This is a genomic window from Streptomyces sp. NPDC029139 (assembly GCF_055564335.1).
Window position 1 is genome coordinate 213,251 of the sequence record NZ_JBVHWN010000003.1, and the last position, 14,627, is coordinate 227,877.

Here is a 14,627-nt window from a genome sequence, read left to right on the forward strand (position 1 = left end):
ACGCCAGCCACCGCCCCACCCCACGAACAGTGCGCTGCTTGTCGGCGCCGATCAGCCGTTTCAGCAGCTCGCACGGGCCCCTTGCCCGCCGAGGCCCGTTCATCCGGCCGTCGTCTGCCACCCCGCCCGGCCGCAGGTAGGCGGGGCACGGTTGACTGTCGGGGGCGGCTCCGCCCCGCCAGCGTGAATGCCAGACCGCCCGGCTGACGGCCTGCGGCGAGGCGTCGCGCGCCGCCGCCGGCAACTTCCCCCCACAACCGACCCACCCCGACATCACAAACAGCACGAGGTGAAGCCCGATGTCCCCCTCCTCGACTCCCTCCCGCCGAAAGGGCACCCGCGCTCTTCTCGCGGCCGGCGCCATCGCCGCCGGAACCTTCCTGCTCGCCGCATGCGGCGAGGGCAGCCCTACCGATGGTGCCGCTACCCAGGGCAAGGAGCCGCAGCCTGCGCTGCACAGCCACATCCACGGACTCGGAATCGACCCGGAGGACGGCCGGCTCTACGTGGCCACTCACGAGGGGATCTACACCGCGGATGACAAGGAAAGCCCTCAGCTCGTCGGGGACAGCAGGGACGACTTCATGGGCTTCACCGTGGCCGGCGCCAAGACCTTCCTGGCCAGCGGCCACCCGGCCCCCGGCAGTGACCAGCCGGACAACCACGGGTTGATCAAGAGCACCGACGCCGGAAAGTCCTGGAAGTCCGCCTCGCTCAAGGGCGAGGCGGACTTCCACAGCCTCGACCACGCCAAGGGCATCACTTACGGGTACGACAGCACGGGCGGTCTGCTGCGCGTCAGCAAGGACGGCACGACCTGGCAGGACCGCGCTCGCCTGCAGGCCCTCGACTTCGCGGTGAACCCCGCCGACCCGAGCCAGCTTGTCGCCACCACGGCGGAGGGCGTCGCGCGCAGCACGGACGGAGGCGTAACCTTCGCCCCCGGCCAGGGGCCGGGGATGGAATTCCTCTCCTGGGCGTCCACCGAATCCCTCTTCGGCGTCGACTTCACCGGTGCCCTCAGCATCAGCTCGGACGGCGGAAGCACCTGGAAGAAGACAGCTTCCGTACCCGGAGGCCAGCCACAGGCCCTGACCGCCGTCGACGAGAAGCACATTCTCGCAGCCACCCAAGACGGCATCTACGAGTCCCGGGACGCGGGGAAGACGTTCACCAAGCGCATCTCCGTGGCCAGCGGCAGTCACCACTGAGGTGAGCATCCTGGCGTGATCACGCCATCGCGTGTTGCCGCAAGAGAATGCGCTTGTCGCGCGCTGCGCGCCCACGCCAGGATGCTTTACACGGCTCGGGATCCGGCGCCCCGGTACCGAGCCTCAACGTCTAGGACCGGGCGATGCCCCATGGTTGCAGGTACGTCTGCGGCACATCCCCCGCCCGCCCGGCGTACCTCACGGTGCGCTCGCCCGGTCCTACGGCTTCTCGAGACGCGACAAAACCGGGTGTCCAGGGGAGGGCGAGAATGCTGGAGAGGCAGAGCACAGTTGACAGCGTCCCCATCGGCTCGTTCGTAGCCTTGGGAGACAGCTTCACCGAGGGGCTCGGCGACGAGGCTCCCGACGGCACTCTCCTGGGGTGGGCCGATCGCCTCGCCGACCTGCTGGCCCGCCGCTCGCCGGTACCCTTCCGCTACGCCAATCTCGCCGTTCGTGGCCGGCTCATCGACGAGATCATCGAGGAGCAGGTGGCGCAGGTGGGCGAACTGACGCCGGACCTGGTGAGCTTCTGCGCCGGCGGCAACGACATCTTACGGCTGGGCAGTTCGGTGGACCGCATCGCCGAGCGGTTCGAGGAAGCAGTGGTCGAGCTCAGCTCCAACGCGAAGACCGTGCTCGTGTTCACCGGCTTCGATCCCCGGAGCACGCCCGTACTGCGCCGACTGCGAGGGAAGATCGCCACCTACACCGCACACGTCCACGCCATAGCGGATCGGCACGGATGCCTGGTCGTGGACCTCTGGTCGATGAAGGCCCTCCAGCATCCCCGCGCGTGGAGCGATGACCGACTGCACCTGTCGTCCGAAGGGCACCGACAGGTCGCACTACGAGCCGCAGGCGTTCTGGGGCTACGCCCGATGCGAAGCGCACCCGCAACCCACGCACTACAGGGACGCGTACGACAGCCCCAGAGGCTGGAAGACCTTCGCTGGGCCAAGGAACACCTCCTTCCCTGGCTTGGACAGCACGTGCTCGGCAGGGCATCCGACGAGGTCCTGGTGCCGAAGCGTCCGCAACTGCTTCCCCTGTAGCTCCCCGATGGCCCCGTATCGCCGGCGGTCAGTTCTCTTCCCAGGTCCGCACGGCCGAGAGCGTCCCCATCCGCAGGTTCCAGCGGCCGTTCCGCCCGATGAGTTGCACTGCGGCCAGGGGCGGCACATCGATCCGCCAGAACAAGGCCCGCGGCATGCCCAACGCACCGACGACCGCCGCACGCACCACCGACTGTTCCGCGACGGCCAGCACCCGCCCGGCATCAGCGGGCAATCCGTCGAGCCAGACGGCGACCCGCTCGCACAGCTGTGACACGGACTCGCCACCATGCGGTGCCGCTTCGGGATCGGTCGTCCAGGCGGCAAGCCCGTCGCTCTCCCGCTCGGCGACTTCACCGAGGGTCCGCCCTGCCCACCTGCCCATGTCCACGTCGCGAAGGGCCGGCTCGACGGTTACGACATCCCACCTCAGGGCACGGACCGTCTGCTCGCATCGCTCCGAGGGTGCCGAGTAGTGCAGTGAGGCTCGCGGCAGGGCAGCAGCCAATTCCCCGGCCTGCCGCAGCGCCCGCTCGTCCAGCGGCACATCGCCGAATCGCACATCGCGCTCCGCAGCGGCGGGGGCGCACAGCAGCGTGAGCCGGACGGTCACAAGCGTTCCCTTCGTTGTGCACAGAAACCGGATCATCGTAAGACGCTCCCGGCGAGAGCTTTCTCCCCCTTGTCCGACCCACTTGTGACATCCCTCACGCCGTGCCGCGCAGACCCTCATTGGAGCTAAGTTTCTAAGCAGCTTAGTATTCGTGACGTCTTCGCAGCCGGTCGCCCATCCGGGGCGGCGACGGAGACGCCGCCGCGCCAGCTGTACGCCCAGTCCGTCGGCGGTCGAGGAAGAAGGAGCTCCGCCGTGGCCTCCCACCGCCGCCCGAAGCAGTCAAGTCCGCGCTACACCGGCGTCATCACCGCCACCGCCGCGGCGGCCGTGGCCCTCTCCACCCAGGCCGCTTCGGCCGACCCCCTGCCTGACCCGAGCAAAAAGGGCGTCAAGGCGCAGGTGGACCGTCTCTACGAACAGGCGACCCAGGCCACCGAGAAGTACAACGGGGCCAAGGAGAAGTCCGACGCGCTCAAGAAGGAAGTGGAGACCCTCCAGGACTCGGCGGCGCGCAAACAGGTTGAGCTGAACGAACTCCGCGACAAAATCGGTACGGTGGCCGCCGATCAGTACCGTTCCGGCGGCCTCGACCCTGCCCTCCAGCTGTTCCTGTCCGAGGACCCCGACACGTACCTGGAGAAGGCGTCCGCCCTGGACCGGGCCGGCGAACGGCAGGCAGCCGTGCTGCACCAGTTCCTCGCCCAGCAGCGGGCGCTCCAGCAGCAGCGCGCGGAGGCATCCGGGAAGCTGCGTGACCTGAACTCCGTACAGAAGGAACTGGGCAGCCGGAAGACGGAGATCCAAGGCAAGCTGCGGGAAGCCCAGCGCCTCCTCAACACCCTCTCGGCAAAGGAGCGGGCCCGGATCGCGCAGGAGGAGGACCGGGCCAACCGGGCGAGCGAGCGCACCGAACTGAGCAACGAGGCCAGCGCCTCCGGGCGCGCCGCGGCGGCCTTCGCCGCGGCCAAGAGCCGGGTCGGCATGCCGTACGTCTGGGGTGCTAGCGGCCCGACATCGTTCGACTGCTCCGGGCTCACGTCCTGGGCGTACCGCCAGGCCGGCGTGACGATACCCCGGACCTCCCAGGCGCAGGCCGGCGCCGGGACGCGCATCAACTCCCTGAGCGCCCTAAAGCCCGGCGACCTGATCCTCATGCGCAGCGACCTCAGCCACGTCGGCTTCTACGCCGGGAACGGACAGATCCTTCACGCCCCCAAGCCCGGCGCACAGGTCCGCTACGAGTCTATCGCCCGCAGCGGCATGCCCTTCATGTGGGGCGTACGCATCGGCTGACGCACACAGCGGAAGGGGCGCCGGTACGAGACCGGCGCCCCTCGCGTGCGGACGGGCTTCAGGGCGAGGGCGCGACCGCTGCCCCCGGCTCCGCTACCTCGAGCCGCTCGCCGGTCCGGCGCGGCTGCAGCAGCCGCTCGGCCAGCACGCCGAAGACGAGACCGAATCCGGCCCACAGCGTGGCCTGGATGGCGAGCGCGGAGATGCGGAACTGCCAGACGACCTCGGCGGGGAAGTCCTTCGGCATCTCGCTGACCGCGGGCAGGAAGGCGTACGCGAGTCCGACGGCGAGGGCGAAGAACGCTCCTGCCGCGACGGTCGCGTTCCAGTTGCCCAGACGGAGCGCGAGCCGCTTGCCGAGGATCACCGCGGCGACGGCGAGCAGCACGCTGAGCACCACCATGAGCAGGTAGAGGGTGGTGCGTTGACTGATCGTGGCCGGGTCGCTGACCGCCGGCGGGTTGGCCGGGTACTTGAAGAACGGCACGACGTAGACCGCGAGCAGGCCGCCGAGAGACAGCAGCCCGGCCGTGGCGCGGGGGCCGAACGCACCGACACGGCCCAGGGCGAAGCAGTACGCCAGCGCGGCGATGCCGCCCAGGCCGACGCCGTAGACGAGGACGCCGGTCGCGAGACCGGTGGTGGACTGGGCAGCACGGCTGACCAGTTCCTCGCCCTCCTCGTGGCTGTGTGCCGCCTCATAGGCGATGCCCGCCTCCGTCGGCGGCTCGCCGAGGAAGTAGGCGACGACCAGAGCGAGGAGTCCGGCCACGAGGCCGGCCACCATGCCGCGGGCGAGGAGCTTGCCGACGATTGTGGAGTTCATGATCCGGGTTCCTCTGTCTCAGTGGCAGGGGAAGCCGAGCAGGTGACGGCCGTCGTGCACCCACTCATGGACGCCTTCGCCAGCGAAGATCGCGGTGGCACCCTGTTCTGCGCCGACGAAGAAGAGCGCAAGCAGCATCAGGGCCCCGAAGAACACGGCCCAGGGCAGAATCGACTTGATGGGGAGTACGGCGGGGGTGGCGGCAGCACTCGGCTGAGCAGTGGCCTGGGCCATGGCAGGACCTCCAGGGGAACTCGCGTCCCGGTCGGTGGAGCTCGAACGACGGGGCGAGTCTGACTCGCCGGGCCGCAGGGCTCAGGGAATGAGCGGCTGCCGCCGGACACACAGTGGCGCGACCGTGCCGGATTCCCACCGGCTTCCGCTGCCCGTCGATTGACTTGTCCTGGTCAAAGTAGCCGACAGGACCCGCGCCCACAGTCAAGAGCTTCTAAAGAAGGTAGAAGAAACGACCAGGGTCCCCCAGACCTCACGCACTCCGGGACGGCCTCAGTGCGACGCGAACGCGCCTGCCGTATACGACGACGCCTCGGCGAGTGACTAGAGAGCGCCGCCACGCGTCACGCTCGTCCAGTCGGACCACTGCGCGGCCGTCGGCACCGACCACCGCACAGACCGATCCGAGCAGACGGGAAGAGCATCGTTGAGCCGTAAATTTATTTCTTAGTTGATTAGTAAAGACCCTCACCGATTCCTCTAAATCGGACAATCGAGCGAGCGTCTACACGACTTATTCACGCCATGTTCCGGACGGAATTCCGAACAATCCCGAAGAGCTGGTTAAGATAACGACGTGATTACAGCCCGGTCGCGCTCGCGTGCGTCGCAATCCCGCCTTTCGGTGAGGCTGCGACGGCTGCTCGGCCTGGTCGCGCTCCTGTTCGGCCTCCTGGCCGGGCATGGAGTGCACATGGACATGGACGGGGCTGTGGTTGTCGTGTCGCCCGCCCTGTCCAGCATCTCCCACAGCATTGAGGAAAGCTCCGGCGGACTGGACCCGGCGCATCCGGCCCACGAATGCTCGCCGGGACTGCCGGACGGAACGCCGGCACCCAATACGCCGTGTTCCGCACGACAGCCCGATGCGCCGTGCTCTTCCGAGCCTTGCATCCAGACTCACGTCCACGTGGTCGAGGCCAACACAACACCGTCCGCCGCCCCGAGAGCCTCGACGGTTCTTCAGGTGTAGAACGCCCTGCCGTCCGCTCACTTCCGCCCACCCGCCTGCGTGCTTGCGTGCCCGGTGGCGAGACGAGCGGCGCGTTCTGCCCCCCCCATGACCCACATCTCTCGCGGGTACCGCTCCCTCCTGTCACCAGGGACCGAGACCGGTACGGCCCCGCCCGGAGGAACTGTGCCTCGCCATCCCAACAACCCTTTGATCGCCGCTGTGATCGGCGCCCTGATGCTGTCGGTCTTCCTCTGCCTCACGCCTGGGGGCGAAGCCGGGCACGCCACAGTGGACAGAGACACCGTCACCACGGCCGCGCTCGGCCTCTATGCCGAGCGCGCGGAAGACCGGTCCCCGCAACACGGGCACCACGGCCACGGCACCCACTGTTCCTCCGCCGGCGTCGTGCCGGAGACCCCCGCCGCGACACGGCACGTGTCCGACGCCATCGCGCTCGCCGCATCCTTCGGCGACACCCTGCCAGCCTCGGCCACTGTGGTACGTGCTCCGCCCCATGCCCCAGCGCCCATAGCGGGATCAGGTCGCTCGACGCAGATCCGCGTCTGCCGGTGGCGCATCTAGACCGTTCGGCTCCCGGCCGCGTGCAACGCGGCCGCACTCCCGAACGAGTACTCGACGCGCACCACCGAAATGAGAGCGGAACATGCACTCCTCGACCACCGACGTCACACCCCCCACCCGCTCCGCCCTGTCCGGGCTGGTAGGCAACACACCGCTCCTCCACATCTCAGAGCCGCTCGCCCCTGTTGGCCGCGGATTCTGGGCCAAGCTGGAGGGCTTCAACCCCGGCGGCATCAAGGACCGCCCCGGCCTGCACATGGTCGAACGAGCCCGCGCCCGCGGCGACCTGCGCCCCGGCGCCCGGATCATCGAGTCCACCAGCGGAACGCTCGGTCTCGGGCTCGCCCTCGCCGGCATGGTGTACGGCCACCCCGTCACCCTGGTCACCGACCCGGGCCTGGAGACGTCCATGACCCGGCTGCTGACCGCCTACGGCGCCCAGGTCAACGTCGTCGCCGAACCCCACCCCACCGGCGGCTGGCAGCAGGCCCGCCGCGACCGCGTCGCCCAGCTCCTCGAACAGCACCCCGGCTCCTGGTGCCCGGACCAGTACAACAACCCGGACAACACCACCGCCTACACGCCGCTCGCCCTCGAACTCGCCACGGAACTCGGCCACATCGACGTCCTGGTGTGCAGCGTCGGCACCGGCGGACACTCGGCCGGCGTCTCACGCGTCCTGCGCCAGCTCTACCCCGACCTGACCCTCGTCGGAGTCGACACCATCGGCTCCACGATCTTCGGCCAGCCGGCGCGCACCCGGCTCATGCGCGGCCTCGGATCGAGCATCTACCCGCGCAACGTCGCGTACGAGCAGTTCAGCGAGGTGCACTGGGTCGCGCCGAGCGAGGCGGTGTGGTCCTGCCGTCAGCTCGCCACCTCCCACTACGCCACCGGCGGCTGGAGCGTCGGCGCCGTCGCCCTGGTCGCGGGCTGGCTCGCCCGCTCCCTGCCCAAGGAGACACGGATCGCCGCGATCTTCCCCGACGGCCCGCAGCGCTACCTCAGCACCGTGTACGACGACGACTACTGCGCGGCCCACGGTCTGCTCGACGGGCCGCCCGCGATCGAGCCGGACGTCATCGGTCGTCTGGACGAGAAGGAGGTCACCCGCTGGACCCGCTGCGCCACCGTGGTCGACCCCCTCGCGCTCACCGATACGGACGCTGACATGGACGTGGACGTGGACGGCGAGGACCTCGCGGACGCCGCGGAGGAGCAGGTCTGATGAAGGGCACGATCTCCCAAGTCCGCTCGTACGACCGCAGCGTGCAGCTGCTGATGGTGAACCAGTTCACCATCAATCTCGGCTTCTACATGCTGATGCCCTATTTGGCGGCGCATCTCGCCGGGCCCTTGGGCCTCGCCGGCTGGCTCGTCGGACTCATCCTCGGCGTACGCAACTTCAGCCAGCAGGGCATGTTCCTCGTCGGCGGCACCCTCGCCGACCGGCTCGGCTACAAACCGATGATCATCGCCGGCCTCGTCTTGCGGACTGTCGGCTTCGCGACCCTCGGCCTGGTGGACTCCGTGCCCGCGCTGATCGCCGCTTCCGCGGCGACGGGTCTGGCCGGCGCCCTGTTCAACCCAGCCACCCGCGCCTACCTCGCCGCCGACGCGGGCGAGCGCCGGGTGGAGGCATTTGCACTGTTCAACGTCTTCTACCAGGCGGGCATCCTGCTCGGGCCGCTGGTCGGCATGGTGCTGACCGGGGTCGACTTCCGCGTCACCTGCCTGGTCGCGGCGGGCATCTTCGCCGTGCTGAGCGTCGTGCAGATCCGCGTCTTGCCCGCCCGCCGGGCCAAGGAGACGAAGGAGAAGGAGGGGCAGAGCGTGCTGGCCGAGTGGCGCGGCATCCTCGCCAACCGCCCGTTCCTGCTCTTCTCGGTGGCCATGATCGGTTCGTACGTCATGTCCTTCCAGGTCTACCTTGCGCTTCCCCTGGAGGTCCGGCGGCTGGGCGGCGAGGGCACCTTCGGCACAGCGGCCGTCGCCGCCCTGTTCGCCGTGTCCGGGCTGAGCACGATCCTCTTCCAGACCAAGGTGACCGCCTGGTGCAAGGCCCGTATGGCGCCGGGGCGCGCCCTCACCTGGGGCCTGCTCACTATGGGCGTGGCCTTCGTGCCCCTGCTCGCGGCCACGGCGATTCCCGTACCGGGCGACGGCATCGGGCTGTGGCTGCTGGCCGCCGTACCGCCGACGCTCGCGGCGCTGCTCCTGGCCGTGGGCACGATGATCGCCTACCCGTTCGAGATGGACACCATCGTCCGGCTCTCCGGCAACCGCCTCGTCGCCACGCACTACGGCCTCTACAACACCATCTGCGGAGTCGGCATCACCGTCGGCAACCTCCTGACCGGGGCCGCGCTAGACGCCGCCCGGAAGGCCGGCCTTTCCGCCCTGCCCTGGCTAGCGCTGACCGCGCTCGGCCTGGCGTGCACCGCCACCCTGTACGGCCTGCACCGCACCGGCCGCCTCGCCGAACCACCGGCCGAGGCCCGGCCGCAGCCCGTGACCGTCTGACCTGACGCCGACGGCAGGGGGCGGGCGCCCACGACGCGCCCGCCCCCTGACCGCCATGCCCACATTCGGGAGTGAACCTTGACGACCGTCCCGTCGCTGAAGGCGCCTACCACCGTACGGCTCCATCCGTTTCGCGCCGTCCGATACGACCCGGCGCGGGCCGGCCAGCTGGCCGCCGTCCTCAGCGCCCCGTACGACGACATGAGCCCCGCCCACGCCCGTGCCCAGCGCGCACGCCCCCACCACATAGCCCGACTGCTCTTCGCGCCCAATCCGCAGGACGCCGCCGGTCAGATGGAACGGTGGCTGGAGCGCGGCGTACTGCGCCGCGACCCCGCCCCCTCCTTGTACGTCTACGAGCAACGCCTGGGCCCCCGACTCCTGCAGCGTGGCCTGATCGGCGAGCTCACCGTCGCCGGCCCCCACGCCGGCCCCGTTGTCCCGCACGAGGACGTGCAGGAACACGTCGTACGGCAGCGCGCCGCCCACATGTCCGGTCTCGGGGCCCAGTTGGAGCCCCTGCTGCTCACGCACCGCTCCACCGAGGGGACCGGCCGCCGTCTGGCGGAGTGGGTCGCGGAGCACCCGCGCGTCGCCAGCGCCCAACTGGGCGGCGTCACGCACTATCTCTGGCGGTGCACCGATCCCGCCGACCAGGACCTCCTCACCGCCGGCCTCGGTGGGCCCCGGATTCCGCTGGTCGCCGACGGGCACCACCGCCTCGCCGCCGCGCGCCGGCTCGCCCGGTGGCGGGACGGCGTCCCCTGGCAGCGCAGCCTGGCGTTGCTCGTCGACTCGGCATCGACTCCGCTGCGGCTCAGGGCGATCCACCGTGTCCTGCCCGGTCTGGAGGCGGAGAAGGCCGCGCGAGCGGCAGCCGGCGTCGCGCGCGTCCGGCCGCTTCCTTCCGGCCCCCGACTCCCCCGGCCGGGCGAACTGGTGCTCGTCGGCGACAGGCGGGCCTGGAGCGTGACGGAACCGCGGGCGTCGACTCTGTCCGACGCGCTGGCCGGACTGCCGATCGAGTGGCGGGCTCAGCCGGCAGCTGTGACCGACAGTCTCCTCATCCCGGTCTGCTGGTCCATACCCGACCTGCCCGGCGCGGTCGTCCACCTGCACGACGCCGACCGGGCCGTCGCCGCGGTGACCTCCCGGGGCACGGGCATCGCCGTGCTTCTGCCGGCCCCCACCGAGGACGGAGTGCGAGAACTCGCCGAGCAGGGCGTTCTCCTACCCCGCAAGTCCACCTCGTTCGGACCGAAGCCCGCCGCCGGACTCGTGATGCGGGTCCTACGGAACACATAGGCGCAGCAGCGGGGCACGGCCGGTTGGTGCCGGCCGTGCCCCTCATACGCGTCCCGAGCTTCCGTCAGCTCTTGCCGAGCATCTTGTTCATCTGCTCGATCTCTGCCGTCTGGGCCTTGATCACCTCATCGGCCAGCTCGAGGGCGGGGCCGTACTTGCCCTCCGCCTTCTCCTTCTCGGCCATCTCGATGGCACCCTCGTGGTGCTTGATCATCATCTCGGCGAACATCTTGTCGAACTCAGCACCCTTGGCCTTCATGAGCTCGTCCATGTCCTCCTTACTCATCATGCCGGGCATGCCATGAGCCATGTCGTGGCCTTGGTCAGCCATGTCTGCGGGGACTTCCTCGCCCCAAGAGGTCAGCCAGCCGGACATAGTCTTGATCTCCGGGTCCTGGGCGCCCTTGATCTTCGCGGCCAGTTCCTTGGTCTCCGCGGACGACGCCCGCGTGGGGGCCAGATCGGCCATCTCCACGGCCTGGCGGTGGTGCTGGATCATGTCCTTGGCGAAGGAGACGTCCGCCGCGTTGTGGTCACCGGTCTGCGCCGGCGCGCTGGTGGCGGGGGCGGAGGTCGTGGACTCCATGGAGCCCATGTCGTGCCCGCCTCCTCCATTGCCGCCGCAGGCGGCGAGCACCAAGGCGGCGACGCCGGTGGCTGCGACGAGGGCGGTACGGCGGATCGGCTTACGGTACGTGTTCATGTATGACTCCTGCGTTCGCTTCGGAAGGTATGCCGATGAGCGCCGCCTCGCCCGGTGGGCGAGCCACATGGGTCACGGCGCCGCAGGTGCTTCCTAGATCCGCAGGAGCTGAAGTTCGGACAGCGAGGGCGGAGCACGCCCACCGTTGGCTGCAACGGTGTCTGTGGTGACGAGGCCCGCGGCAGGTTCGGCCGGGCAGATCACCGTGGGCTGGAGCGGGGGGAGAGAGACCGAGGCCCCGACAGCGGCCGAGGCGCACGTCGGATCGGCGTGGTTGCCTTTCCCTTCGTGGCCCGAGCAGTCGTGATCACAGTGCCCAGTCGCCGCGTCGATCACCACGGCTGCGGGCTGGTGGGAGCCGCTCGCCTGCGCGATCGCAGGAACGGGCCCCATGGCGTGCATGCCCAGCAGCCCAAGGAGCACGGCCAGGACGAGCAGCACATCCAGACGCAGCCTCTTCGGCGGCGCTGCGCTCTTCCTGACGGCACTCATGGCCCCATCGTAGGCGCTGACTTTCAGCGGGTGAGATCAGCAAGGCCGTTCAGTGCGGTGTCGATCTCTGCCGGCGTGTTGATCACGGCGGTGCCGATGCGGGTGTAGTTCAAGGTGGACAGCCGTACGCGGCGGGATGCGGCGTGGTCGACGACCTGCTGGTGGGTGTATCCGGCCACGCTGAAGCAGGTGATGCCGGCTGACAGATCGGGGTCGGCAGGAGTGTGCACGGTGACACCGGGGATGCGGCTCAGTCCTTGTTTCACCCGAGTCGACAGCTGTGTGATGCGGGCGGCGACGCGTGCTCGGCCCAGCTGCTCGTGCAACGCCACCGCCACGGGCAGGGCGAAGGCGTGCTCGAACGCCAGAAACCCGCCGGGCGACAGGGCCGCTGTTCCCTCGCTCCCGATGAAGCTCACGAACGTGGGCCGCAACTGGTCGAGGACGTCCGGCGCCACCCAGATCAGCCCCGTTCCCCTGGGGCCGAACAGCCATTTGTGCGTTCCGGCGACCACCACGTCCGCGCCCAGGCCGGCGGCGTCCTCGTCGACTGCCGCCAGCCCGTGCACGCCGTCGACGACCAGCAGGCAACGGTCGGCAGGACTGCGCCCCTCATTGGCCCGGCGCACCGCCTCGGCCACCGCGCGCACCGGCATCCGAAGGCCCGTGCTGGACTGCACCCAGGTGATCCCCACGACTCGCGTGTTCCGGCGAATCGCCTCACCGACCGCCGCTGCGATGCCGTCCGCCGTCGCCGTGGCCGAATCGGCGAACCAGGAGACCAGCCGCACCCTGTTGCCATGTTTCTCGGCGGCAAGCCGGGCGGCGGTGCGATGCGAGTTGTGGTCGAGCTCTGTCAGCAGGAACTCCTGTCCCGGACGGGTCACGATGCCGTTGTAGACGACACCCAGCCCGATACTCGTGCTCGCGGTCATCGCGATCTCTTCGGCCCGGCCCCCTACATAGGCCGCGAGCGCCTGGCGTACCCGGGGCCATCCGGTCGGACCGTCGGGCAGCGCCAGCCCCGCGGGCACCGCCAGAGGATTGGCGTCGACCTGAGCGCTCAGATGATCCACCGCATCCCGCACCGCCTTCGGATGCGAGGCCAGGTAGAACAACGCGAGATTCGCCCATCCCGGCTCAAGACGGAACTGCGCCCGCAAAGCGTCCCAGTCCACCCTCCCATCGGGAGTAGTGACCGGCCGTTCCCGCGGTGTACTCGCTCCTACCGCGCAGGAGCTGGGCAGGAGCGTGACCGCCGCCGCTCCTGCGAATCTCGCCAGCAGATCACGCCGACTCGTCATCGACATCCAGCACCCCTTCGCACCGCGACCGGCGAAGCGGTGGCGGAGGTAGCTGTCGGTGCCCTTCTGGTAGCGAGGTTACGCAAAGTGCCTGCGAGTGCCCACAGCTCCATCACCCAGACGGCCTGAACGGGGCCTCGGCCTCGTGACAACAGCCGCTCCGTCTCGGCGGGCCTGCCCCCTGAGCTGCCCGTCTACTATGAATTCGAATGCGGGATCAGCGGAGAGGACACGGGCCCATGCGCCGGCTGGGGGAGCTTGAAGCGGAGATCATGGACCGCTTCTGGAGATGGAACCGCCCCGCCACCGTGCGTGAGGTCGTCGACGACATCAATCTCCATCGGGACGTCGCCTACACGACCGTGACGACGGTCACCAGCATCCTCTTCAACAAGGGGCATCTGACGCGCGCCAGAGACGGCCGGGTCTGGCGGTACAAGGCCGCCGCTACCCGTGAGGCGTACTCGGCCGCGCTCATGGAGGACGGCCTGGGAGCCAGCGAGGACCGGCCCGCCGCCCTCGTCCAGTTCGTGGAGAACCTCGACGCCGACGAGATCACAGCACTCCGCAAGGCCCTTCGAGACGTCGGACGACGGGCGAAGCAGTGAACGCGGCGCCTGCCCTCCTGGGGTACGCGGCCGTCGTGGGCGTCGCTACCCCGCGTCTGTTGGTGCGCAGCGCCTGGCCACACCGGGCACCGGCGCTCGCGGCAGCCGTATGGTTCGCCCTCATGCTGTCGTTCACCCTCGCGACCGCGCTCGCCGCGTCCCAGCTGGCCATGCCCACCGAACACCTGCACGCGGGACTCGTCGGGCTACTGCACGCCTGCGGCATGGATACGGGAACTTCGGACCCGAACCCGACCACAGCGGACCAGCTGGCCTTGGCGATGCCCCTCGCCGTTGTCACCGCTTTCGGCGGCGCCTTCCTCTTCCACGTCACGCGGGCGGGAATCGTGCGCGCCCGGCACCGCGACCGGCTCGACAAGGTGGGCGTGCGCTCCGACCGCCTGCGCGCCACGGTCCTGCCACACGGCACGCCCGCCGCGTACTGCCTCCCCGGCCTCCGCTCCCGCATCGTCGTGAGCGAGGCTGCCGTGCGACTGCTCACGGAAGAGCAGCTCGACGCCGTCCTGGAGCACGAGCGGGCGCACATCGCCGGCCGTCATCATCTGCTGATCGCCGCTGCTCAGGCCTTCGCCACGGTTTTCCCCTGGGTGCCGCTCGCCCGCCGGGGACGCGATGAGATGGCGGTGCTGCTGGAAATGATCGCGGACGACCGCGCCCTGCGAAGCCATTCCCACGTGGTCCTGGCGACCGCGATGTACGAAATGGCCGCCGGCCGGGCGCCGAAGGCCGCCTTCGGCGCGGGCGGCTCGACAGTCCTCCTCCGCATCAAGCGCATCCTCGGCCCGCGCCGAGCCCCTCACCCGGCTCTCTGCGGCTCGGTGGCCTCCGTCGCCCTGGCCATCCCGCTCCTGCCGCTGCTGGTGGCCTGCCCGCCCGGCGTCTGACGGTACGGGCCGGCG

The 14,627-nt window shown here is 69.7% G+C and carries 14 protein-coding genes and 1 riboswitch; of the genes, 8 read left to right on the forward strand and 6 right to left on the reverse strand.

The genetic code is table 11. The features are described from left to right. The first annotated feature begins 299 nt into the window (after nt 1-299). Together ACZ4VW_RS08810 and ACZ4VW_RS08815 are read left to right on the forward strand one after the other, a co-directional pair. Entirely contained in the window at nt 300-1,211 is a 912-nt protein-coding gene (locus ACZ4VW_RS08810) for a F510_1955 family glycosylhydrolase (RefSeq protein ID WP_467959990.1), read from the forward strand. Nucleotides 1,212-1,480: 269 nt separating this feature from the next. Next, nucleotides 1,481-2,266, forward strand: coding sequence for an SGNH/GDSL hydrolase family protein (locus ACZ4VW_RS08815; protein ID WP_467959992.1), 786 nt, complete (start codon nt 1,481-1,483; stop codon nt 2,264-2,266). A 28-nt stretch (nt 2,267-2,294) separates the two neighbouring features. On the opposite strand, the gene ACZ4VW_RS08820 is transcribed toward ACZ4VW_RS08815, so the two are convergent. Then, nucleotides 2,295-2,915: a histidine phosphatase family protein gene (locus ACZ4VW_RS08820; protein WP_467959994.1), complete on the reverse strand. Its 621-nt coding sequence runs from the start codon at nt 2,913-2,915 to the stop codon at nt 2,295-2,297. Between the two features lie 219 nt (nt 2,916-3,134). Here ACZ4VW_RS08820 and ACZ4VW_RS08825 point away from each other — a divergent pair, with 219 nt between their 5' ends. Continuing rightward, nucleotides 3,135-4,175 (forward strand): C40 family peptidase, encoded by a 1,041-nt coding sequence (locus tag ACZ4VW_RS08825; RefSeq protein ID WP_467959996.1) that lies wholly within the window; start codon nt 3,135-3,137, stop codon nt 4,173-4,175. A gap of 58 nt (nt 4,176-4,233) precedes the next feature. Here the strand turns inward: ACZ4VW_RS08825 and ACZ4VW_RS08830 are convergent, their stop codons facing one another. Next, nucleotides 4,234-5,001, reverse strand: coding sequence for a CbtA family protein (locus ACZ4VW_RS08830; RefSeq protein ID WP_467959998.1), 768 nt, complete (start codon nt 4,999-5,001; stop codon nt 4,234-4,236). Nucleotides 5,002-5,019: 18 nt separating this feature from the next. Beyond that, complete coding sequence (locus ACZ4VW_RS08835; RefSeq protein ID WP_467960000.1) at nt 5,020-5,235, reverse strand: CbtB domain-containing protein; 216 nt, start codon at nt 5,233-5,235, stop codon at nt 5,020-5,022. A 33-nt stretch (nt 5,236-5,268) separates the two neighbouring features. Then, a riboswitch (cobalamin riboswitch) is annotated at nt 5,269-5,407 on the reverse strand. Between the two features lie 1,447 nt (nt 5,408-6,854). Between ACZ4VW_RS08835 and ACZ4VW_RS08840 the strand changes: the two genes are divergently transcribed. From ACZ4VW_RS08840 to ACZ4VW_RS08850, 3 genes are all read left to right on the forward strand, one after another. Beyond that, the gene (locus ACZ4VW_RS08840; RefSeq protein WP_467960002.1) at nt 6,855-8,000 is read left to right on the forward strand and encodes a PLP-dependent cysteine synthase family protein; all 1,146 of its coding nucleotides are present in this window, start codon (nt 6,855-6,857) and stop codon (nt 7,998-8,000) included. Then, nucleotides 8,000-9,295 carry an MDR family MFS transporter gene (locus tag ACZ4VW_RS08845; protein WP_467960004.1) on the forward strand — a complete coding sequence of 432 codons (1,296 nt, stop codon included), beginning with the start codon at nt 8,000-8,002 and terminating at the stop codon, nt 9,293-9,295. The genes ACZ4VW_RS08840 and ACZ4VW_RS08845 overlap by 1 nt, the downstream gene beginning before the upstream one ends. 78 nt (nt 9,296-9,373) lie before the next feature. Continuing rightward, nucleotides 9,374-10,600 carry a DUF1015 domain-containing protein gene (locus ACZ4VW_RS08850; RefSeq protein WP_467960006.1) on the forward strand — a complete coding sequence of 409 codons (1,227 nt, stop codon included), beginning with the start codon at nt 9,374-9,376 and terminating at the stop codon, nt 10,598-10,600. Nucleotides 10,601-10,664: 64 nt separating this feature from the next. Here the strand turns inward: ACZ4VW_RS08850 and ACZ4VW_RS08855 are convergent, their stop codons facing one another. The 3 genes from ACZ4VW_RS08855 to ACZ4VW_RS08865 all read right to left on the reverse strand — a co-directional run bounded on the left by ACZ4VW_RS08855 (nt 10,665) and on the right by ACZ4VW_RS08865 (nt 12,973). Then, a complete protein-coding gene (locus tag ACZ4VW_RS08855; protein ID WP_467960007.1) occupies nt 10,665-11,303 on the reverse strand; it encodes a DUF305 domain-containing protein in 639 nt (212 codons plus the stop codon). A gap of 93 nt (nt 11,304-11,396) precedes the next feature. After that, nucleotides 11,397-11,795, reverse strand: coding sequence for a DUF6153 family protein (locus tag ACZ4VW_RS08860; protein WP_467960009.1), 399 nt, complete (start codon nt 11,793-11,795; stop codon nt 11,397-11,399). Between the two features lie 23 nt (nt 11,796-11,818). After that, nucleotides 11,819-12,973 carry an aminotransferase class V-fold PLP-dependent enzyme gene (locus tag ACZ4VW_RS08865; protein ID WP_467960011.1) on the reverse strand — a complete coding sequence of 385 codons (1,155 nt, stop codon included), beginning with the start codon at nt 12,971-12,973 and terminating at the stop codon, nt 11,819-11,821. A gap of 365 nt (nt 12,974-13,338) precedes the next feature. Between ACZ4VW_RS08865 and ACZ4VW_RS08870 the strand changes: the two genes are divergently transcribed. Together ACZ4VW_RS08870 and ACZ4VW_RS08875 are read left to right on the forward strand one after the other, a co-directional pair. Then, nucleotides 13,339-13,707: a BlaI/MecI/CopY family transcriptional regulator gene (locus tag ACZ4VW_RS08870; RefSeq protein WP_467960013.1), complete on the forward strand. Its 369-nt coding sequence runs from the start codon at nt 13,339-13,341 to the stop codon at nt 13,705-13,707. Further along, entirely contained in the window at nt 13,704-14,612 is a 909-nt protein-coding gene (locus tag ACZ4VW_RS08875) for a M56 family metallopeptidase (RefSeq protein WP_467960015.1), read from the forward strand. The genes ACZ4VW_RS08870 and ACZ4VW_RS08875 overlap by 4 nt, the downstream gene beginning before the upstream one ends. The last annotated feature ends 15 nt before the right edge of the window (nt 14,613-14,627 follow it).